Annotated in this window: 20 protein-coding genes; 19 read left to right on the forward strand and 1 reads right to left on the reverse strand. The window is 58.4% G+C overall.

The genetic code is table 11. The annotated features are described in order from the left end of the window. Positions 1–5: 5 nt before the first annotated feature. The 16 genes from THEVEDRAFT_RS03145 (at position 6) to rd (ending at position 16,127) form a co-directional block, all read left to right on the forward strand. Complete coding sequence (locus tag THEVEDRAFT_RS03145; RefSeq protein ID WP_006583277.1) at positions 6–1,304, forward strand: glycine/sarcosine/betaine reductase component B subunit; 1,299 nt, start codon at positions 6–8, stop codon at positions 1,302–1,304. A 98-nt stretch (positions 1,305–1,402) separates the two neighbouring features. After that, entirely contained in the window at positions 1,403–1,879 is a 477-nt protein-coding gene (gene grdA / locus THEVEDRAFT_RS03155) for a glycine/sarcosine/betaine reductase complex selenoprotein A (protein ID WP_083830689.1), read from the forward strand. Positions 1,880–1,915: 36 nt separating this feature from the next. Beyond that, positions 1,916–3,223, forward strand: coding sequence for a glycine reductase complex selenoprotein B (grdB, locus tag THEVEDRAFT_RS03160; RefSeq protein ID WP_083830690.1), 1,308 nt, complete (start codon positions 1,916–1,918; stop codon positions 3,221–3,223). A 109-nt stretch (positions 3,224–3,332) separates the two neighbouring features. After that, on the forward strand, positions 3,333–4,868 hold the full coding sequence (grdC, locus tag THEVEDRAFT_RS03170; RefSeq protein ID WP_006583282.1) for a glycine/sarcosine/betaine reductase complex component C subunit beta: 1,536 nt from the start codon (positions 3,333–3,335) through the stop codon (positions 4,866–4,868). Positions 4,869–4,883: 15 nt separating this feature from the next. Then, a complete protein-coding gene (grdD, locus tag THEVEDRAFT_RS03175) occupies positions 4,884–6,038 on the forward strand; it encodes a glycine/sarcosine/betaine reductase complex component C subunit alpha (RefSeq protein WP_006583283.1) in 1,155 nt (384 codons plus the stop codon). 445 nt (positions 6,039–6,483) lie between these two features. Continuing rightward, on the forward strand, positions 6,484–7,860 hold the full coding sequence (locus tag THEVEDRAFT_RS03180) for an alanine/glycine:cation symporter family protein (RefSeq protein ID WP_006583284.1): 1,377 nt from the start codon (positions 6,484–6,486) through the stop codon (positions 7,858–7,860). Positions 7,861–7,912: 52 nt separating this feature from the next. After that, positions 7,913–9,034 carry an alanine racemase gene (gene alr / locus THEVEDRAFT_RS03185; protein WP_006583285.1) on the forward strand — a complete coding sequence of 374 codons (1,122 nt, stop codon included), beginning with the start codon at positions 7,913–7,915 and terminating at the stop codon, positions 9,032–9,034. Positions 9,035–9,137: 103 nt separating this feature from the next. Beyond that, positions 9,138–10,250 (forward strand): alanine dehydrogenase, encoded by a 1,113-nt coding sequence (gene ald / locus THEVEDRAFT_RS03190; RefSeq protein WP_006583286.1) that lies wholly within the window; start codon positions 9,138–9,140, stop codon positions 10,248–10,250. 133 nt (positions 10,251–10,383) lie between these two features. Then, positions 10,384–11,256, forward strand: coding sequence for a thiamine pyrophosphate-dependent enzyme (locus THEVEDRAFT_RS09840; protein ID WP_006583287.1), 873 nt, complete (start codon positions 10,384–10,386; stop codon positions 11,254–11,256). Further along, positions 11,222–12,334: a transketolase C-terminal domain-containing protein gene (locus THEVEDRAFT_RS09845; protein ID WP_245522715.1), complete on the forward strand. Its 1,113-nt coding sequence runs from the start codon at positions 11,222–11,224 to the stop codon at positions 12,332–12,334. The genes THEVEDRAFT_RS09840 and THEVEDRAFT_RS09845 overlap by 35 nt, the downstream gene beginning before the upstream one ends. Beyond that, positions 12,327–13,178, forward strand: a complete 852-nt coding sequence (locus tag THEVEDRAFT_RS03200) for a tRNA (adenine-N1)-methyltransferase (RefSeq protein WP_006583289.1) — start codon at positions 12,327–12,329, stop codon at positions 13,176–13,178. Before THEVEDRAFT_RS09845 ends, THEVEDRAFT_RS03200 begins: the two co-directional genes overlap by 8 nt. Before the next feature lie 11 nt (positions 13,179–13,189). Next, on the forward strand, positions 13,190–13,735 hold the full coding sequence (locus THEVEDRAFT_RS03205; RefSeq protein WP_006583290.1) for an epoxyqueuosine reductase QueH: 546 nt from the start codon (positions 13,190–13,192) through the stop codon (positions 13,733–13,735). Positions 13,736–13,756: 21 nt separating this feature from the next. Continuing rightward, positions 13,757–14,158, forward strand: coding sequence for an AIR synthase related protein (locus THEVEDRAFT_RS10215; RefSeq protein ID WP_342610173.1), 402 nt, complete (start codon positions 13,757–13,759; stop codon positions 14,156–14,158). Beyond that, positions 14,106–14,729, forward strand: a complete 624-nt coding sequence (locus THEVEDRAFT_RS10220) for an AIR synthase-related protein (protein ID WP_342610174.1) — start codon at positions 14,106–14,108, stop codon at positions 14,727–14,729. Before THEVEDRAFT_RS10215 ends, THEVEDRAFT_RS10220 begins: the two co-directional genes overlap by 53 nt. A gap of 21 nt (positions 14,730–14,750) precedes the next feature. Continuing rightward, a complete protein-coding gene (locus THEVEDRAFT_RS03215; protein ID WP_245522753.1) occupies positions 14,751–15,866 on the forward strand; it encodes a M24 family metallopeptidase in 1,116 nt (371 codons plus the stop codon). 99 nt (positions 15,867–15,965) lie between these two features. Continuing rightward, positions 15,966–16,127, forward strand: coding sequence for a rubredoxin (gene rd / locus THEVEDRAFT_RS03220; RefSeq protein WP_006583293.1), 162 nt, complete (start codon positions 15,966–15,968; stop codon positions 16,125–16,127). A gap of 152 nt (positions 16,128–16,279) precedes the next feature. Here rd and THEVEDRAFT_RS03225 read toward each other — a convergent pair whose 3' ends face one another. Further along, on the reverse strand, positions 16,280–16,705 hold the full coding sequence (locus THEVEDRAFT_RS03225; RefSeq protein WP_006583294.1) for a hypothetical protein: 426 nt from the start codon (positions 16,703–16,705) through the stop codon (positions 16,280–16,282). Between the two features lie 106 nt (positions 16,706–16,811). Here THEVEDRAFT_RS03225 and miaB point away from each other — a divergent pair, with 106 nt between their 5' ends. From miaB to THEVEDRAFT_RS03240, 3 genes are all read left to right on the forward strand, one after another. Then, entirely contained in the window at positions 16,812–18,113 is a 1,302-nt protein-coding gene (gene miaB, locus THEVEDRAFT_RS03230; protein ID WP_006583295.1) for a tRNA (N6-isopentenyl adenosine(37)-C2)-methylthiotransferase MiaB, read from the forward strand. A 67-nt stretch (positions 18,114–18,180) separates the two neighbouring features. Then, on the forward strand, positions 18,181–18,924 hold the full coding sequence (locus THEVEDRAFT_RS03235; RefSeq protein ID WP_006583296.1) for a helix-hairpin-helix domain-containing protein: 744 nt from the start codon (positions 18,181–18,183) through the stop codon (positions 18,922–18,924). A 52-nt stretch (positions 18,925–18,976) separates the two neighbouring features. Continuing rightward, positions 18,977–20,389, forward strand: a complete 1,413-nt coding sequence (locus THEVEDRAFT_RS03240; protein ID WP_172634018.1) for a ComEC/Rec2 family competence protein — start codon at positions 18,977–18,979, stop codon at positions 20,387–20,389. The last annotated feature ends 63 nt before the right edge of the window (positions 20,390–20,452 follow it).

Raw genomic sequence — 20,452 nt, forward strand, 5'->3', positions numbered from 1 at the left:
ATAACATGAGGCTGGAGCTTAACGAATTTTGCGTTAAAGCATTGGAGTGGGGGAGCTCGACTAGGCTTGAGGGCGGCACGCTCTACGTCTCCAAGGAGGAGATCATAGAGCACCTTAAGGGTGATGAGCGCCTTAAGTCTGTTGACGTGGACCTGGCTCGTCCGGGAGAGAAGGTTAGGATAACCCCGGTCAAGGATGCGGTGGAGCCCCGGTGCAAGCTGGAGGGCCCCGGGGAGGTGTTCCCCGGTTTCATCGGTGACGTGGAAACCGTTGGGAGCGGAAGGACCTTGGTTCTCAAAGGGGCGGCGGTGCTAACCTGTGGGCGTATAGTGGGCTTCCAGGAGGGCATCGTTGACATGAGCGGTCCTGGGGCGGAGTATACCCCCTTCTCGAAGACCTTCAACGTGGTGCTCGTCTTTGAGCCCCGGGATGGCCTGGAGAAACACGATTACGAAGCTGCCTGCCGTCTAGCGGGGTTGAAGTGTGCCCACTTCCTGGCGAGGAAGGCGATGGAATCGGTCGGTGGGGTTAAGCCTGACAACGTGGAGGTGTTTGAGCTGCCTTCCCTCAGGGAGGCCATGACGTCCCATCCGGGGCTTCCCAAGGTGGCCTACCTCTACATGCTTCAGACCCAGGGTTTGCTGCACGATACCTACGTTTATGGGGTGGATGCCAAGAGGATAATCCCCACCCTTATCCATCCTAATGAGGTTATGGACGGGGCCATAGTATCCGGGAACTGCGTCTCCGCCTGCGACAAGAACAGCACCTACGTACATCTCAACAACCCGGTGATAAGGGCCCTTTACGCCAGGCACGGGGTGGATCTCAACTTCGTGGGGTGCATAATCACCAACGAGAACGTGACCCTGGCGGATAAGAAGAGGAGCTCTTCGTATGCCACCAAGCTGGCCGCCATGTTGGGGGTTGACGGGGTGGTCATAAGCGAGGAGGGCTTTGGCAACCCTGACACGGATCTCATCATGAACTGCCGCAAGGCGGAGGCCCTTGGGATCAAGACGGTGCTCATAACCGACGAGTACGCCGGAAGGGACGGGGCAAGCCAGTCCCTGGCGGACGCCGCCAAGGAGGCGGATGCGGTTGTCACCGCGGGCAACGCCAACGCCATGATAGTGCTGCCTCCCATGGAGAAGGTGATAGGCTTCACCGAGTACGTGGATGTCATAGCCGGCGGCTTCTCCGGGTCCTTGCGGGAGGATGGCTCCATAGAAGTGGAGCTTCAGGCCATAACCGGGGCCACCTGCGAACTTGGTTTCGGTAAGCTTAGCGCCACCACGTACTAGCCTGGGGATAGTGGGGTTAGAGCCCGGTATTAGGGGCGTTGCTTTTAATTCGTGAGCTCTTTAGCGAACTTAACAAACTAGAAAGGGGAGGTGAGGACATGGGGAAGCTGGCTGGTAAGAAGCTCATTCTGTTGGGTGAGCGAGATGGAGTGCCCGGGCCCGCCATGGAGGCGTGCCTTAAGGACTGCGGGGCGGAGATAGCCTTTGCGGTCACCGAGTGCTTCGTCTGAACCGCCGCTGGAGCCATGGACCTGCAGAATCAGCAGAGGGTTAAGGACATCGCCGAGAAGTTCGGTGCGGAGAACGTGGTAGTCATCTTGGGTTCCTCCGATGCGGAGGGGGCTGAGATCTACGCGGAGACCGTAACCGCTGGTGATCCCACCTATGCGGGTCCGTTGGCGGGAGTCTCGTTGGGACTTCCCGTATATCACATCTTTGATCCAGAGATAAAGGCGGAGGCTGACCCAGCCCAGTGGGAGGAGCAGGTCAGCATGATGGAGATGGTCCTCGATCCGGAGGCCTTGTCCGAGGCGGTTAGGAAGATTAGGGAGACCCACAGCAAGCATACCCTCTAATCGGCGCTTACAGGAGAGGGAAAGGAGGGAGACAGAATGGCCTATAGAATAGTTCACTACCTCAACCAGTTCTTCGCCGGCTTAGGGGGAGAGGAAAAGGCGGACACCACGCCGCTCAAGAAGGACGGCCCCGTGGGGCCTGGCATGGCCCTTAACGCGGCCTTTGGCGGCGAGGCGGAGGTTGTGGGCACCGTGATATGCGGTGACGGTTACTTTGCGGAGCACATGGATGAGGCTACGGATCAGGTCCTCGAGCTCATCTCGTCCTTCTCCCCCGACGCGGTGGTCTTGGGGCCCGCTTTCAACGCGGGGCGTTACGGGACCGCATGCGGCGCCGTGGGGGATGCGGTTTCTAAGAGGCTTGGCATACCGGTAGTGGGTGGCATGTATCCCGAGAACCCGGGCGTTGAGATGTACCGTAAGAGTTTCCCCATAGTGAGGACCTCTGACAACGCCAGGGGGATAAAGGACGCGGTGCCCGCCATGGCGGGGATAGCCCTTAAGCTGCTAAAGGGTGAGCCCCTTGGTGCTCCTGCTGAGGAGGGCTACATCGAGCGTGGGGTGCGGGTTAACCTTTTCAGGGACGTTATAGGAGCAGAGCGGGCGGTGGAAATGTTGGTCCGCAAGCTCAAGGGTGAGCCCTTTACCACCGAGTATCCCATGCCGGTTTTTGACAGGGTGCCTCCTGCAGGGGCTCTCAAGGACCTGAAGAACGCCACCATAGCCCTTGTTACCTCCGGTGGGATAGTGCCCAAGGGTAATCCGGATCACATCGAGGCGTCCAGCGCCACGAAGTACGGCGAGTACTCCATAGACGGAGTTGCGAGCCTTACCAGCGATGGTTATGCCACTGCTCACGGTGGATATGATCCGACCTACGCCAACTCCGACCCCAACCGGGTGCTCCCGGTGGACGTGCTTCGCCAGATGGAGTCCGAAGGGGTGTTCAAGAAGCTGTACCCCTACTTCTACAGCACCGTTGGCAACGGTACCCCTGTGGCCAACGCCAAGAGGTTCGGGCAGGAGATAGCCTCAAAGCTTAAGAAGGATGGGGTGGATGCGGTCATCCTCACATCCACCTGAGGAACCTGTACTCGTTGCGGTGCAACGATGGTAAAGGAGATAGAGAGAGCGGGCATTCCGGTGGTGCACGTGTGTACCATCGTGCCGATATCCTTGACCGTGGGGGCTAACCGTATAGTTCCTGCGGTTGCCATACCGCACCCCCTGGGAGATCCCAACAGGACCAGGGAGGAGGAGCTGGACATCAGGCGCCGCCTGGTGGAGAAGGCCCTTAAGGCCCTTCAGACCGAGGTCAGCGACCAGACCGTGTTTGCCGACTGAGGTCCTTTGAAAAATGGGCGGTCCTGTCGTTCTCGTCTGAGGCGGTGGGACCGCCCTTTCACACATAAAAGGGGTCCTAAGATTGCCCACGAGGGAGGTTGTTTTAAAGATGGCTAACTGTTCTGTCCTGGGGACGTCGTACTGCCTCAATCACGTCCCCAACCTGGCTTATCATTACGGAAATACACCTTGGGTGGAGAGGGAGACCGCGGGGGAGACGGATTTTCTGAAGACCCTTAGGAATGCCATGTGCAGCCATCAGTTTGCTTGTTCCTACGCCCCCAACGGGGCTTACATAGGTGCCATGGACCTGTCTGAGCTTGAGGCACACCCTAAGCCGTGGGTGGAGAACCCCATGAAGGAGCCCAAGCGCTTTGGCCGCTACGGGGAGATAATGCCCGAGGACGAGTTCCTTGGTTTGATGGACCTCTGTGATGTGTTCGACCTCATATGGCTTGAGGAGTCCTTCGCGAGGGAGGTCCGGGAGAAGCTTTCCTCCCATCCCCTGATGAAGGATCATATGATCCAGCGTCTCGAGGCTGGACATCCCCTTGATGAGATTCAGGAGGAGACCTCCAAGGGGGCCCTTCCGCTGTACCTGGGAGACCGGGTTGTGGGATGTTGCAGGAAGGGGCACGAGATAGACGAGTGTTTGTCGTCTTACGTGCTTCTTGAGAACCTGGCCTGCAAGGCCGGGGGTGTTCTAGCCCTCTTGCACCTTTTGGACAAGACCGGCCTTGCCCCTGAGGAAGTGGACTTCGTAGTGGAGTGCTCCGAGGAGGCCTGCGGGGACATGAACCAGCGGGGTGGCGGTAACTTTGCCAAGGCGGTGGCGGAGATATGCGGGTGCGTCAATGCCAGCGGTTGTGACGTGAGGGGGTTCTGCGCCGGTCCGGTTAACGCCTTGATAGTGGGTGGATCCATGGTGGCCGCTGGGGCCAGGAAGAACGTGGTGGTTTTGGCTGGAGGAGCGGTGCCCAAGCTCTACATGAACAGCCGGGACCACGTTAAGAAGGGCCTGCCCCCCCTGGAGGACTGCCTTGGGAACTTTGCGGTGTTGTTGGGTCCTGAGGACGGTAAGAACCCGGTGATCCGGCTTGATGCCCTCGGTAAGCATTCTGTTGGTGCTGGGGCATCTCCTCAGGCGGTTACCACCGTTTTGGTTTACGACCCGCTGGTCAAGCTGGGGCTTGGTTTCCTGGACGTGGACAAGTATGCCGCGGAGCTCCACATACCGGAGATAACCCTGCCCGCAGGGGCTGGGGATCCCGCCAACGGGAACCTCAAGATGATAGCTGCGCTGGCGGCCATGAAGGGTCAGATAGAGAAGGCCAAGATGAATGACTTTGTTGTGGAGCGTGGGATGCCGGGTTTTGCCCATACCCAGGGGCACATTCCCTCTGGCGTGCCGTTCCTTGGGCATGCCAGGGATTGGATCTTGGAGGGGCGCATAAAGCGGGCCATGATAATAGGCAAGGGGAGTCTTTTCCTCGCCAGGATGACCAACCTATCCGATGGGGCTTCCTTTGTGCTTGAGGGTGCTTCGGGTGCGGGTACTTCCTCTGAGGGGCTAGGGAAGGAGCAGGTCAAGGCCATCATCCTGGAGGCCCTTGAGGAGGCCCTGTCCTCCCTCCGCAAGTCTTAAGGCTGGTGATCTTCGATGCTGCGTCATAAAGAGATTGTAGCGGAGGCCCTGGAGGAGATAATAGCCCTTGCCAAGGGTGAGGGGCGGAAGCCCGTCAGGATAGCGCTCATGGCCAGGGGCAATGAGGTTGGGGTGCAGGAGCTCTTGATGGGGGCCCGACGGGCCATGAGGGAGGACAGGGCCCTCAAGGTGGTGATGGTGGGTCCCCGGGTGAGCGGTTTTGACGACCTTGAGTGGATTGAGACCGAGGACTGCGAGGAGGCGGTCTCCTCTGCCATTGAGAAGGGGCTGTCGGATCCCGCGGGTTTTGACGGTGCGGTGGCGCTTCACTATCCGTTCCCCCTGGGTGTTGCGACCGTGGGTATGGTGGTGACCCCGGGGCGAGGTCGACCAATGCTCATATCCAGCACCACCGGAACCGCTTCTGCGGACCGGGTGGAGGCCATGGTCATCAACGGTGTGCTGGGTAGGGCGGTCGCCCGGTGTCTTGGAATTGAGGACCCCACATTGGGGGTGCTTAACGTTGAAGGGGCCGCATCTGCAGTGCGAGCTCTTGGGAGGCTGAAGGATGCGGGGTATCCGCTGAGGTTCGGCTCGAGTCTTAGGTCTGACGGGGGGGCGCTCCTCAGGGGAAACGACATACTTGCCGGTGCGGTGGACGTCTGTGTGTGCGACAGCCTGACCGGCAACGTGCTCAACAAGATGTTCTCCGCCTTCACCACCGGCGGTGCCTATGAGGCGGTGGGTTGGGGATACGGCCCCTCGGTTGGCATTGGTTGGGGGCGGGTGATATCCATAATATCCCGGGCATCCGGGGAGCCGGTGGTGGCGGGAGCCATTGCATACACCGCCAAGATGGTGAGAGGTTGTCTGCCCAAGGTGGTCGAGCAGGAGGTGGCCTGGGCTAAGGGAGCCGGTTTGGAGGATGTATTGACGAGTCTTAAGGGCACCGCAACGGTGCAGCCGGATGTTCAGTGTCCCCCTAAGGAGCCCACCGATGAGGAGATATCCGGAGTGGACGTCCTCGAGGTGGAGGTGGCCACAAGGGTCCTTTGGCGGGAGGGCATATATGCGGAGTCAGCCATGGGCTGTACCGGTCCGGTGATCAAGCTCGCCTCAAGGAACCACGCAAGGGCGGTGGAGCTGTTAAGATCCGCCGGGTACATTTAAAAAAATAAGATTATCACATGGGTCCTTTGTGTTTGATTTGAATGGTGTCTCTTTTATGTGAGAGGGCCTGTGTGGGATTGAGGGCAGGGATGGCACGGGATGCCGTCCCTGCCCTGATCTTTTGTGGTTTTGAGGGAGGCGTTGATATTCTGGCCATCGATTTGATGGGTTAGTTTCGGTTGAGGGATAGAGGGGTTTGTCTAAATTTAACTAAAAGCCAATGAGATTTAACTGAGGTTATCAATTTAGGTTGATGATTAATGATATATTCCCATCTTGACGAGGCTGCCTATGTTTTGCAAGAATGAGAACGGTTAGAATATTCATAGTGAAGCTTGTAACTTTTAGGGGGGATATGGGGCATAGGGTAACGTTTGTTAGCGGTTGCTGTTGGTGCAGGCGAGAGAACAGAGAAAGGGGCCTAAGACGAGGGGAGGGTGATGTGATGGAAGCCATAATGAAACTGAATGGCATAGTGAACGGCATCGTGTGGGGGCCTTGGATGTTGGTCCTTTTCGTGGGAACCGGGGTATATCTCACGGTCATCTTGGGTTTCCCGCAGCTGAGGTACTTCGGTTTCATGTTTAAAGAGGTTTTGGGTAAGATCGGCAAGGGGGGAGAAGGGGAGGGCAGCATATCGTCCTTCGCGGCCTTGGCCACCGCTCTCTCCGCCACCGTGGGAACTGGCAACATCGCCGGAGTCGCTACGGCCCTTCATCTTGGCGGTCCCGGAGCTCTGGTGTGGATGCTGATATCTGCCGTTTTCGGCATGACCACCAAGTTCTGTGAGGTCCTGCTGGCGGTTCGCTTCAGGGAGAAGGATTCCCTGGGCAACTGGCGGGGTGGGACCATGTACATCATAGAGAAGGCCCTGGGGCTCAAGTGGTTGGCGGTGCTCTTCGCGGTGTTCACTTTCTTCGCCTCCTTCGGGATCGGCAACATGGTTCAGGCCAACTCCACCGCGGAGGGATTGTCCTTGGGCTTTGGGATCCCCCACATATACACGGCGGTGATCCTGGCGGTGCTTACCGCTTTGGTCATATGGGGCGGTCTTGGCAGCATAGCTAAGGTCACGACCTACCTCACTCCCATAATGGCCCTCATATACATAGTAGGTGGGCTCTTGGTGATATTCACCAATATATCCGCCGTACCTGCGGCCATAGCCAACGCCATAAAGTATGCCTTCTCTGATCCCAGTGCCATGCCCGGCGCCATAGCGGGCTGGTCCATCAAGATAGCCATGACCAAGGGGGTTGCTCGGGGTGTGTTTTCCAATGAGGCGGGCCTTGGCTCTGCCCCCATGGTTCATGCCACGGCGGTGGTGGATCATCCGGTCCGCCAGGGTGTTTACGGGCTGTTTGAGGTGTTTACCGACACCATCGTGATCTGCTCCATAACCGCCATAGCCATCATGTCCAGCGGTGTCCTGACTGGGCAGCCGGAGCTTACCGGTGCCAAGCTCACCCTATCGGCGTTCCATACGGTGTTGGGCAGCGTGGGGACCATGGTTTTGTCGGTGGGGCTTTCCCTCTTCGCCTTCTCCACCATATTGGGTTGGTACTGGTATGGGGAGACCGCGGGGACGTACCTGTTTGGTCCGAAGGTGATCACCCCGTTCAAAATGCTTTGGGTCATATGTGTTGTCCTTGGCGGATGGGGTGGTGCAGAGATACTGGTTAACCTCTGGGACCTGGCGGATACCCTGAACGGTTTGATGGCGATCCCCAACATAATAGCCCTGTTGCTGCTATCCGGTGAGGTGCGGCGTCTGGTTAAGGATTTTGACGAAAAGAGGAGTTCTGGTAGCCTTAAGCTTTAGTTCTTCCAGGAGGGGGGGTATCCCCCCCCTCCATCCTGAGGAGGGATTTTTGATGTTAAGGCCTACTCGGATGGAGGTAGACCTCAAGGCGATAAGGCATAACTACAGGCAGATAGCTTCTTATGTTGGTGGCCGGGCCCAGGTGATATGTGTGGTCAAGGCTAACGCCTACGGCCTTGGGGCCAGAAGGGTGGTTGAGTCCCTCAGGGCTGAAGGGGTGACCAGGTTCGCGGTGGCAACCCCCGATGAGGCGGTTCAGCTTAGGGAGTGGGGAGCGGGGGAGCCCATCCTGGTGTTGGGGCAGAGCCTGCCGTCCGCCGCGGGGGAGATGGTGGCCCGGGACGTGGCTTGCGCGGTGGGAGACATGGCCTTTGCGGAGGCGTTGAGCTTGGAGTCGAGGCGCCAGGGCCGCCAGGGTAGGGTTCACATAAAGGTCGACACCGGTATGGGGAGGATCGGTTTCCTCCCCCGAGAGGCAGAGGAAGCGGTCCCCCAGATCATGTCCATGGGTAACTTGGACGTGGAGGGGATCTTTACCCACTTCTCCACCGCTGACGAGCCCAGGCTGTCCTTTGCGGAGGAGCAGTTTACCAGGTTCGGAGACCTGTTGGATCGGATGAGGTCAAGGGGGTTCCGCTTCAGGCTAAGGCACGCTTGCAACAGTGCGGCCCTCATAAGGATGCCCCATGCACACCTTGATGCGGTGAGACCGGGCATAGTTCTCTATGGCATGAGACCGTCGCCGGTGTGCCCGGTGCCATTGGACCTCAAGGTACCCTTTCAGGTTAAGACCCAGGTGGTGGCGGTAAGGGATCTGCCTCCCATGTGGGGGGTGAGTTACGGGATGAGGTACGTCACCCGGGGTGAGGAGAGGCTTGCGGTGCTCCCCATTGGCTACAGGGACGGGTATCTAAGATGCCTTACCGGCAAGGCCCAGGTTCTCATAAGGGGCAGGCGTTTCCCGGTGGTGGGAACCATATGCATGGATCAGTGCATGGTGGATGTAACCGATGATCCCTCCGTAAGAGTTGGAGATGAGGTTGTTCTATTGGGATCTCAAGGAGAGGAGACCATAACGCCCGATGAGTTTGCCTCCTGGCTTGGCACGATAGTCTACGAGGTGCCGGGCATTTTCTCCGAGAGGGTGCCGAGGGTGTACGTGGGTGAGGACTGAGGATGTAAAAGCAGGGGGTAGGAAGGTTCCCTTTGTGGTTGAAAGTGAAAGCCGGCACAAATGGGGCTATATAGGCCCCAATAGCAGAGAGGAGGAAGTGCAGATGAAGATAGGATGTCCGAAGGAGATCAAGAACCACGAGTACCGGGTGGGGTTGATACCCGCGTCGGTAAGGGTTTACGTGTCATCGGGCCACGAGGTGTTCATCCAGAAGGGTGCGGGCCTTGGGTCCGGTATAACCGATGAGGAATACTTGGCGGCGGGAGCCAAGATACTGGAGACCGCGGAGGAAGTGTGGGCCCAGTCGGACATGATAGTGAAGGTTAAGGAGCCCCTTTCCCAGGAGTACCCCCTCATGAGGGAGGGACAGCTTGTTTACACTTACTTCCACTTTGCCTCTGATGAGGAGCTTACGAAGGCCTGTATGGAGAAGAAGATCGTGGCCTTGGCTTACGAGACCGTTCAGGAGGCAGACGGTTCTCTGCCGCTTCTTAAGCCCATGAGCGAGGTGGCGGGCCGCATGGCCCCCTTGATGGGCAGCTTCTACCTTGGGCGGGCCCATGGGGGCAGGGGGCTTTTGGTCTCTGGAGTGCCTGGGGTTGCACCGATTAACGTGCTGGTGTTAGGGGGAGGCGTGGTGGGCCGCAACGCCGCAAAGATGGCGGCGGGGCTCGGGGCGAAGGTCACCATATTGGACGTCAAGGCTAACGTTCTTGAGTATCTGGATGACACCATGCCCAGCAACGTTTTCCCCGTGTACAGCGACCCGGTTACCCTGGAGGAGGGGCTCAAGGAGGCCGACATGGTTATAGGGGCGGTGCTGATACCCGGTGCTAAGGCCCCCAAGTTGGTGCGCAAGGAGCACCTCAAGATGATGAAGCCCGGTGCTGTGCTGGTGGACGTGGCCATAGACCAGGGTGGTTGTTTTGAGACCTCCCATGCCACCACTCACAGCGATCCGATCTATGTGGTGGACGGCATAGTGCACTACTGTGTGGCCAACATGCCCGGGGCCTACGCCAGGACCTCCACCTTCGCCCTCAACAACGCCACCATCTACTACGGCAAGCAGCTGGCCAACAAGGGGTACGTGCAGGCCTGCAAGGACAACCCGGCCCTTAAGAAGGGGCTCAACATGGTGATGGGCAAGGTGACCTGTGAACCCGTGGCGGAGGCGTTCAACCTTCCCTACACCCCGGTGGACGAGGTGCTGTAGGTCCGGTTCTGACCTTTTGATATTGCAGGACCAGAATTGAATCCAGGGGCGGGGTTATCCCCGCCCTTTTCTTATGGCTTTTATGGTTTAAAATTACCCTTGACCCAAGCCAAAGGGAAGGAGATAAAGTCCTATGGAATCGCTTAAGAGGTATCTTGAGGAGATGAGGGATGCAGAGCTCCGCGGGGATTACGCGGAGCTCCTTCGTGAGGGAGCCCGCAGGGGCAGGATAGACTCGATTATGATGACTTCCTGTGCTTCCAGCGGCCATCCCGGAGGTTCCATGTCCAGCATGGAGATCTACATGACCGCCTATGGGTGCGCAAGGATCAACCGGGAAAACCTTCATGATCCCGACAGGGACCGAGTGGTCATAAGCCATGGGCACACGTCCCCTGGGGCGTACAGCGCCCTGATCTTCTGGGGGCTTTTGGATCGCCAGCAGGTGGTGCCTAACTTCAGGCGGGCGGGGAGCCCTTACCAGGGGCACGTGGAGCGGGAGGTCCCCGGAATAGATTGGGGTACTGGGAACCTGGGACAGGGGTTGTCCGCTGGGGTGGGGTTTGCGTTGGCCGCCCGGGCCAGGGGTTCCTCTGCCCACGTGTACGTCCTAATGGGGGACGGTGAGCAGGTAAAAGGGCAGGTTGCGGAGGCCAGGCGTCTAGCCTCTAAAGAGAAACTGTCCAACATAACCGTCCTGGTGGACTACAACCGGATTCAGATATGCGGCCGTATAGACGAGATAATGCCCGCGGACATAGAGGCCCTCTGGCGGGCCGATGGTTGGCGGGTCTTGAGGGCGGATGGGCACGACTTCCAGTCCCTCTACAGTGCCGTCAGGGACGCCAAGGCCTGTGATGTCCCCACGGTGATATTGTGCGACACCGTTATGGGCAAGGGCGTGTCCTTCATGGAGGGCATCCCCGATTATCATGGCAAGGCCCTTTCTGGGGATAAGCTGGAGAAGGCCCTTGAGGAGCTGGGGGGCGTCCATGGAGGAGTATGAACGGATGTTGTCCCTGCGCAGCGGACCTCTGCCGGAGGTATTGCACGTGTGTCCCCTGAAGCCCTCTCTAGACATTGGGGAGCCCTTTACCTATGACTCCTCCTCCAAGATGGATAACCGGTCCTCGTTCGGCAAGGCCTTGGCGGATGTGGGGGTAAGAAACAAAGGGGTGTGTGGCCGCACCCCGATACTTGCGTTCGACTGTGATCTCATGGGATCCGTAAAGCTGGATGGTTTTGCCAAGGCATGTCCGGAGGGATTCATCCAGGCGGGTATACAGGAGCACAACACCGCCACCGTGGCAGGGGCGGCTTCGGTGGCCGGGGTGGTCTCCGTGTGGGCGGACTTCGGCGTATTCGGCCTCGATGAGGTGTACAACCAGCAGAGGCTTAACGACATAAACGGTTCCTCTCTAAAGCTTTTCCTGACCCACGTGGGCCTCGACGTGGGGGAGGATGGCAAGACCCACCAGTGCGTGGACTACGTGGGGCTTTTCGCCAACACCTTTGGGTGGAAGGTCGTGGTCCCCGCGGATCCCAACCAGACCGATAGGGCGGTCCGCTGGGCCCTTTCCCAAGAGGGCAACGTGTGTGTGGCCATGGGGCGGAGCGTCCTTCCGGTGCTGACCTACCCTGATGGCAACCCCATATTCGCCGGTGACTACTCGTTCCGTTACGGTGCCGTAGACGTGGTAAGGGATGGGGTCCATGGAACGATCCTGGCGTTGGGACCCATGGTGGGAAGGGCTCTCAAGGGGGCGGAGATCCTGGCGGATCGGGGTATCCAAGTAAGGGTACTTTGTACCGCCTCCCCCCTTGGCATGTCCGCCGATGAGCTCTTTGACCTGGTTGGTAAGGGGCCCCTGCTTACCGTGGAGGATCACAACGTAAACACCGGTCTTGGGGCTGTGGTGGCTAACCTTATGGCCAGGAGCGGGGTCTCGATCCCCTTCATGCCCATCGGGGTATCCCGGTATGGCGACTCTGGGGCGTCTGATGATGTATACCGCAGGATGGGTCTTGATCCGGAGGGCATAGCCAAGTCCTTTTTGAGGCTCAAGGAGCGAAACGATGCTTAACTACGGGGATCTGGTCTTTCTTTGGTCTCCCAGGAAGGGGGACTGCTTCCTCTTGAGGCTCTCAAAGGGGGCGGTTCAAGGTTCCCGGCTTGGCCAGCTTCGGCACGATGACTTCGTAGGCAGGACCTACGGGGAAGTGGTGCAAAGCCACAACGGGGAGGTTTTCGCCCTTCTTAGGCCCACCCTGGGAGAGTATTTAAGACGTGTTAAGAGGAACACCCAGATAGTCTTCCCCAAGGAGGCGGGGTTTATCCTCATGCACCTTAACGTGGGTCCCGGCTCCAAGATAGTGGAGTGCGGGACCGGTTCCGGCAGCCTCACCTGCGCCTTTGCCCACTTCGTCGGGGATCATGGCCATGTTTACACCTACGACCGCCGGGAGGAGTTCTCCCAGTTGGCCCGGCGAAACGCGGAGCGTTGGGGAGTGGCGGACCGGATAACCTTTAAGGTTAGGTCCCTGGATGAGGGGTTTGACGAGAGGGATGCGGACGCGGTCTTCCTAGACCTACCAACCCCGTGGGACTACATAGACAAGGCCAGGGAGGCACTGGCGCCGGGCAACCGGATAGGCATCTTGGTCCCCACCTTCAACCAGATAGAGAGGACCCTTGATGAGCTCAGATCCCAGGGGTTTGCGGACCCTCAGGTGGTGGAGATACTGCTCAGGTATCTCAAGACCGATCCAAGGCGTCTTCGCCCCGAGGATGTGATGGTGGGGCACACTGGATACCTTATCTTCGCCAGCAAGTGCGAGCCGGGGCTGTACGATGGGCTCACGAGCAGATCCAAGGGTTCAGAGCCGGAACAGCCGTTGGAGGATATCCAGGAGGACTGTGTTGACTGAGGACTGAGGATATGTCTGACTGGTCGTCCAAACCCAAGCTTCTTTTGCACATATGCTGCGCTCCCGATGGGACGGTCCCTTGGGAGGAGCTGAGAGGGCGGTTCCACGTGACCGGGTACTTCTACGGTTCCAACGTACACCCCGAGGAGGAGTATTTAAAAAGACTCCAAGCGGTGATGACCCTTAAGGAACATATGGCGGGGGATCTAATTACGGAGCCTTACGACCCGGAAGGTTGGATGAGGCGCACCTGGGCACTCCGGGAAGAGGCGGAGGGAGGGGGCCGTTGCGGGTTGTGCTTCGCCGTTCAACTTATGGAGTGTGCCAGGAGGGCCGTTGAAGGGGGCTTTGAATGGATATGTACCACCCTTACCATAAGCCCTCACAAGGATCCTGTTAGGATAAACGCCATAGGCAGGTCCTTGGCGAAGATGAACGGCCTTATGTGGGAGGAACGGGTTTGGAGGAAGGGCGGAGGCTTTGTGAGGTCCGTTGAGATGAGCCGCAGGATGGGGCTTTACAGACAGACCTGGTGCGGGTGTCTATGGGCCCGTTAAGGGTTTGGAGGTGACTTTACCTTGACGTTGTCTTGTGAGCTCTCCGGCAAGCTTCCGCCGGAGATGCTGAAGAAGTGCGTCTTCCCTTTCACAGGCTGTCCCAGGGAGGATTTGGTGGTGGGCCCCTCGGTGGGAGAGGATGCGGCGGTGATAAGGTGGCCCCAGGGGAAATATCTGGTGTTCACCTCCGATCCCATAGTGGGTGCGAGCAAGGGGGCCGGCAAGCTTCTGGTGCGGGTGAACGCCAACGACGTGGCCTCGAAGGGCGGTGAGCCCATGTTCCTAGGGGTGACCATGATAGTTCCCCCCCCCACTGGGGCTTTCATTGGCGTCGGAGCTGATGGAGGAGATCCACAGGGAGTGTTGTGCCATGGGCATAGCGGTGGCTGGGGGTCACACGGAGATAAACGATCGGTACGATAGCCCAGTGTTGATGGGGGCCATGATAGGCTCCGCTGACAGGGTGTTAAGGGCCTCAGACGTTCGGCCTGGGCATCGGCTGATAGTTACCAAGCACCTTGGGATAGAGGGCATGAGCATCCTTGCCCAGGACCGGCGGGACCTGCTCTTGTCATGTCTGTCTGAAGAGGAGGTCCGTAGGGCCGCATCCTGGGGGGACCTCACCTCCGTCCTCCCCGAGGCCATGGCGTTGAGGGATCTGGCGGACTTCATGCACGATCCCACCGAGGGAGGCTTTTTGGGCGGTCTAAGCGAGGTGGAGAGCTTGGTGGGGCTCAAGGTGCAGTTGGACCGTTCAAAGCTCCCGGTGGATTCCATAACGGTTAAGGCCTCCTCTGCCCTGGGCTTTGATCCCCTGTGCCTCATATCCTCCGGCAGCCTAATGGCGTTCGTCAGCGATGAGAGGATCGAGGAGGCCCAGGAGAGGCTCAGCCGTACGGGTTGTCCTTTTGCGGTGGTTGGCACCGTATCGGACGAGCCTTTCGATGGGGTTGTGAGCGTTAAGGAGGAGCTTTGGGGCCTTCTTAAGAGGTGACATGGTGATTACAGGGGGTTGATGCGTTTGGTTTTCGATGCTTACGCTGCAAGGGTAGAGAGGCTTAGGGGGATTCTCGAGGACCGGGGGCTGGATGGGTTTTTCGTGATGGTTAATGAGGGGCTGAACTGGGAGAGTGCCTATTACCTAAGCGGTTACAGGGGAAGCAGTGCCGCCTTTTTGATAACCAAGGATGAGGGGATTCTCATAACCGACGGCAGGTACATGACCCAGGCTAGGTCCCAGTGCCCATTCCACGTGGAGGATCAGGGCAGCAGGTCGTTGGTGGAGGCCTTGGCGGACTTTGTACACGCCACGGGGATGAAGAGGGTTGGATTTGAGGCCTCCAGGGTTTTCCACGCCACTTACCTGGAGCTGTCTCAACGTTTCAGGGCGTCCCTAGTGGATGCCTCTGACGTAATGCCCACGATGAGGAGGTTTAAGGACAGGGCGGAGGCCAATCTGATAGCCGAGGCGTCCAGGATAGCTGCGTCGGCGTTCCTTGAGACCTTGAGCTTGGCAGGTCCTGGGATGACCGAAAAGGAGTTCGCCGCGATACTTGAGCACAAGCTTATACTGGGTGGTGCCGAGGGAGGCTGGGGCAGCCACTCGTTCATCGTGGCTTCCGGTCCCAGGAGTGCCATGCCTCATGGGGTGGCCACCGAAAGGGCTTTTGGGGTGGGTGAATGGTTCACCGTGGACTTTGGGGCCCGATACGGCGGATACGTTTGCGACGTTACCAGGAACGTGGCGGTAGGTTCCATAGATCCGTGGGCCATGGACGTTTATGAGGTCCTTATCGCTGCTCAGGATGAGGCGGTTAAGGCCTTGGCATCCGGCGAGAGACGGGCCTTTGAGGTGGACAGGAGGGCTAGATCGGTGGTGGAGGAAGCGGGTTTTGGCAGCCTCTTTACCCATGGATTGGGTCATGGTCTAGGGTTGGAGGTGCACGAAGCTCCAAGGGTATCGAAGACCAGCCCCGACGAGCTTAAGGATGGGGATGTCATAACCGTGGAGCCCGGGATTTACCTGGAGGGTCGTGGGGGACTAAGGGTTGAGGATGATTACCTCATAGGGCCCGAGGGTCCCGAATGCCTGTCCGCTCCACTACCGAAGGAGTTTTTCGTGATCCGGTAGCTGATCTAGCGAATTAAGCCTATGGTTTGTTGAAAACTCTTCTGGTTTCTCTGATATAATGGTCTACACACATAAACCCTCTGTGGGGAGGTATGATCTATGAAGAAGTACGTATGCACCGTGTGCGGTTACGTTTACGATCCCGCCAACGGGGATCCCGACTCCGGAATCGCCCCTGGAACCCCCTTTGAGGAGATCCCCGACGATTGGGTCTGCCCGGTGTGTGGGGTTGGGAAGGACATGTTTGAGGTATCTGAGTAACCGTCCTACATCGCTCTTTGGGACTTAATGCTTAAGGGCTCGACCCGGGGTGATCCCGGTCGAGCCCTTTCGTTTTGAACACGATTTGTTGGGTTGTAGAGGCGAATTGGCCAAACGTAGTACCCCTCATAGGGCTGTCTCCCCGTACGGCTTTACTGCTTGGGGTTTGGAATTAAAAGTTCTTTCGCCAGGCCCACAGCGTCCTCCATGGCATCAGGCGGAGCTTCTACGGTTATCACCGAGTTCCCCCTTTTGCCCGTCACTGATACGCCCCACATGGGATGGGTCTCAATCGCCACGGTGGTCTCTCCGTCAATGGTAAGGGTCTTGTAGGTGCTGCCGAAGCCAAGCGGTGCGTCGGTTCCTTCCTCTGGCCTTTCGGGTATCTCCCAGGATCCGAAGCTCTTGCCGTCGAGTATTTCCGCCCTTAGCTTGATCCCCGAGGGGCTCCTGTACTCCCGCCTTATCCAGCTCTCCTTCTGACCTTCCCCTCTGGAGAGTACGGTGATCACGTCTTCCCTTATCTTGGTGAACTCTTCTGCCGCCGCCAGGGAGGCGGTTAGCAACGTGCAGGTCAAGGCTGCTGCTATTTTTAACTTCAATCTGATCGTCCCCTTTCTTACGCAAGGCCACGATATGATAGACTTTTCCCCGTGGTGTAGGCAATAAGGTTGGGAGGCAGTCATGAGGACATTTAGCGTTAACGTGTTTGGATGTCAGATGAACGTTTACGACGGGGACAAGCTTAAGTCCGCGTTCCTGGAAAGGGGTTGGGTCCAGGGGGAGCCTGGGTCTTCCGATGTGGAGGTGTACGTTACCTGCAGCATAAGGGATAAGGCGGAGCAGAAGGTGATGAGTGAGATAGGCCGTTTTGGCAAGTTTAAGACTCCGCCCCTTGTGGTGTTGGTGGGGTGCATGGCCCAGCGCGTTGGTTCCGCCGTGGCGGCCCGTTTCCCCTGGGTGAAGGTGGTTGCAGGGCCAAGACATCTTGGCATGGTGCCCGAGGCGGTGGAGGAGAGCCTTACGGACAATAGGGTTCGCATGCTTCTCGACGAGGATCCCATGGAGGCGGACGATCTTTGCTGTACCCCCCACGTGGAGGAGGGGACTGTGAGGGGGTACGTCACCATAGCTCACGGGTGCGATCACTTCTGTGCCTACTGCATAGTCCCCTATGTGAGAGGTCGTTTCCGCTCCAGGGAAGGGGATGAGATCCTTCGGGAGGTGGCTGAGTTGGCCCGGAAGGGAGTAAAGGAGCTCACCCTTCTTGGGCAGAACGTCAACCGCTATGGCAAGGACCTCCCCAACGGGCCGTCTTTCCCGGAGCTCCTTAGGATGGTTGCTCGCGTGGATGGGCTTGTTCGGGTGCGTTTTGCCACTAACCACCCGGTGGACTTCTCCAGGGAGCTGGTGGAGGTAATGGCCACGGAGGATAAGGTTTGTCCCTCCATAAACCTGCCGGTCCAGTCCGGCAGCGACCGGGTGCTTCGGCTCATGGGGAGGGGGTATACCAGGGATCAATACCTCAGCATGGTGGAGATGCTGAGGGATGCGGTCCCCGATGTCGGCATAACGTCGGACCTCATCGTTGGTTTCCCAGGGGAGACCGAGGAGGACTTCCTTGCGTCTTTGGATCTGTTGGAGCGGGTTAGGTTTGATCTGGTGCATACCGCCGCGTACTCCGTGAGACCTGGTACCAGGGCGGAGAGGATGGAGGGGCACTTGGACGTGGCGGAGAAGGCCAGGAGGCTAAACAGGGTGAATCAGCTTCAGGCGGAGATATCCTTGGATATAAACCGTTCTTGGGTTGGTAAGACCTGTCCGGTTTTAGTAGAGGGGCCTGCTCCGAAGGGACAGGGGCTGTGGCACGGCAGGACCCCCCAGGATAAGGTGGTGTTGTTCCAGGGGCCATCGAAGGCGGGGGAGGTGGTGTCGGTTAAGATAACGTCTGCCTTGGCATGGTATCTGCAAGGGGAGTTGGTATAGTTTCCCGCCAGGGGGGATCTTAAGGATTCCCGGCGGGCGCGCATTTCCCGTTTGGGGGTGGTTGCCCTTGTTAGATGCGAGGAGGAAGGCGGTTTTTGCCGTTGCGGGGGCTTTGGGGTGTTTCCTCGTGGCGTTCCTTGCGGTGATGGCCTTTTCCGGGCGTTTTGACAAGAGGGAGGGGCAAAACGTTGCGGGGGACATTACAAGGCTTAACGGTTCGGTGAAGCCCTTTGAACCCAAAGGGGCGGAGGAGTCGGTTGTGCCTAGAGAGGGGGAGGTTCCGTCTCGGCCTCAAGGGTCCTCGGAGTGGGTGGTTTACGTGACCGGGGCGGTGATGAGGCCCGGGGTGGTGCGAGTCCCGGTTGGCAGCCGGGTCTATCAGGCGGTGGATGCCGCGGGGGGACCCGCATCCAGGGCGGATCTTGAGTCCATAAACCTGGCGAGCCCCTTGCAGGATGGGCAGCACGTGAGGGTGCCCTTTAAGGGGGAGCCCCTTAAGGTTAGAGCCTCTGGCGGTGGAGCTTTGACGGCGGTTCAAGGGGTTCAAGGGGCGGAAGTGGCAAGCCCCAGTGTGGCTCAGGCCGTTCCAACCCGCACGGAGATGGCTGCAAGCAACAGGGTCAACGTTAACCGTGCGGGGTTGGAGGAGCTTAAGTCCTTGCCCGGGGTGGGGGATAAGACCGCCCAGGCCATCCTGGATTACCGGGCTGCCAACGGCCCATTCAGGGATGTTAAAGACCTGCTCAAGGTCAAGGGCATAGGGCCAAAGAAGCTGGAGAAGATGGCTCCCATGGTGGAGGTTTCTCCTTAAGCCCTTGAAGACGCAAGACGAGCTCATGGGACCTTCTTCCCGCGTTCCCGCCATGCCGATGTTCATATCTGCTTTCCTGGGTGCCCTCATGGGGAGGTCTTCTATGCCTGGGTACCTTGTGGTTCTGGCGTCGTCCATGGCGGGGATCGGCTGGCTCTTGATCTCCCTTGCTGCGACGGGTTTCCCCAAGGGATCAAGGGGTGTGGCTTTGGGGTGTGCCTTCCTATCCATTGTGGGGGTTATGAGGTGCCAGCATGCGGTATCTTACAGGTTGGAGCCTCAGCGTATCTCATGCGTTGGGGAGGTCACCATGGAAAGGACGTGGGGCTCAGGGCAGAAGGGCATCGTAAGCTCCCCCTTGGGGTCGTTGGTGGTGTCCCCTGCTGTGCCCATTGAGGAGGGGCAAGAGGTAAGGCTGGAGGGTATGTCGGGGCCTTTTGATGAGGTTAGTCCCAGGACCGCTGATGGTTTTGACGAGGAGGCTTATTGGAGGTCCAAGGGGGCGGTGGGGGTTTTTAAGGGGCATGTGAGCCCCGCGGGGCCTTCCTCCGGCATCGTGGGGAGCTTCCTCAGGCTAAGGTTGGCGTTGAAAAGGCGTGCGATGTTGGGACTGCCACCCCTTTCTAGGGGTTACCTTTTGGCGTCCTGGTTTGGTGTCAAGGACCCGGAGCTGGTGGAAGATCATCGCAGGTGGGGGACGAGTCACATACTTGCGGTATCAGGGTTCCACGTGGCCCTTCTTTTAGGTGGGCTTTGGTTTGTTTTTAAGCCTCGCAGGTCAGGGCTTTTGTTGGGTTCTTTGGCCTTGTGGGTGTACGTGTTGATGGCCGGTTGTCCCCCGAGCGCGGTGAGGGCCGCCTGTATGGCCCAGTTAGGGATGCTGGGTTTCCTTTTAGGCAGAGGGGTAAGGGGCATGAACCTCCTTTTTTCCGGTGGTTGGTTGATGTTGATGTTCAACCCCTGGATGGCCTTTGACGTTGGGTTCAGGCTGTCGGTGTTAAGCGTGGCGGTCTTGCTGGGAGTAGGGGGTGCTGTGAGGGGGGCCTGGTATCCCATGGTTAGCCTTGCGGTTTGGCTTGCCACGTACCCCTTGGCGGCATCCACGTTCGGCGCGGTTCCCGTGGTTGGGATACTTTCAAACTTGGTGGCCTTGCCGTTCTTTTCCATTTACCTCGCCGCGGTGTTCATCCTTGGTGTCCCCTCCATGCTTTTTAACCTTGGGGAGGTCCTTATGTTGCCCTTGGAGTTTGTGGGCGAACTTTTTGCTTCGTTTATGGACTCGCTGTGTCGGTTTATCCCCGGCTGGGTTCCTTATGTTCCGTTTTTGGCCGCGGTTTCCGTCACGGTCATGTCTTCCTCGGTCCTTTGGGGCTGCGGGTTCCGGGGGGTGCACTTGGTAATTGGATTTCTTGCGTGGGTTGGCCTTTGGAGCCTTTGCTTTTTATCCGTTGGATTTGGGCTTTAGATGGGGGATAATCGGCCTTTAGGGTGTCTTGTTCTCATAAGGTAGTTCTCATCCCATTGAAGT

Source organism: Thermanaerovibrio velox DSM 12556, assembly GCF_000237825.1.
GTDB lineage: Bacteria > Synergistota > Synergistia > Synergistales > Synergistaceae > Thermanaerovibrio > Thermanaerovibrio velox.

Bases quoted from the DNA above. Each gene is read 5' to 3' on its own strand.
- THEVEDRAFT_RS03240 (WP_172634018.1), top strand. From the start codon at position 18,977: ATGCCGATGTTCATATCTGCTTTCCTGGGTGCCCTCATGGGGAGGTCT.
- THEVEDRAFT_RS03200 (WP_006583289.1), top strand. From the start codon at position 12,327: ATGCTTAACTACGGGGATCTGGTCTTTCTTTGGTCTCCCAGGAAGGGG.
- miaB (WP_006583295.1), top strand. From the start codon at position 16,812: ATGAGGACATTTAGCGTTAACGTGTTTGGATGTCAGATGAACGTTTAC.
- rd (WP_006583293.1), top strand. From the start codon at position 15,966: ATGAAGAAGTACGTATGCACCGTGTGCGGTTACGTTTACGATCCCGCC.
- THEVEDRAFT_RS03205 (WP_006583290.1), top strand. From the start codon at position 13,190: ATGTCTGACTGGTCGTCCAAACCCAAGCTTCTTTTGCACATATGCTGC.
- THEVEDRAFT_RS03215 (WP_245522753.1), top strand. From the start codon at position 14,751: ATGCGTTTGGTTTTCGATGCTTACGCTGCAAGGGTAGAGAGGCTTAGG.
- grdD (WP_006583283.1), top strand. From the start codon at position 4,884: ATGCTGCGTCATAAAGAGATTGTAGCGGAGGCCCTGGAGGAGATAATA.
- grdC (WP_006583282.1), top strand. From the start codon at position 3,333: ATGGCTAACTGTTCTGTCCTGGGGACGTCGTACTGCCTCAATCACGTC.
- THEVEDRAFT_RS09840 (WP_006583287.1), top strand. From the start codon at position 10,384: ATGGAATCGCTTAAGAGGTATCTTGAGGAGATGAGGGATGCAGAGCTC.
- THEVEDRAFT_RS10220 (WP_342610174.1), top strand. From the start codon at position 14,106: ATGGGCATAGCGGTGGCTGGGGGTCACACGGAGATAAACGATCGGTAC.
- alr (WP_006583285.1), top strand. From the start codon at position 7,913: ATGTTAAGGCCTACTCGGATGGAGGTAGACCTCAAGGCGATAAGGCAT.
- THEVEDRAFT_RS03180 (WP_006583284.1), top strand. From the start codon at position 6,484: ATGGAAGCCATAATGAAACTGAATGGCATAGTGAACGGCATCGTGTGG.
- ald (WP_006583286.1), top strand. From the start codon at position 9,138: ATGAAGATAGGATGTCCGAAGGAGATCAAGAACCACGAGTACCGGGTG.
- THEVEDRAFT_RS03145 (WP_006583277.1), top strand. From the start codon at position 6: ATGAGGCTGGAGCTTAACGAATTTTGCGTTAAAGCATTGGAGTGGGGG.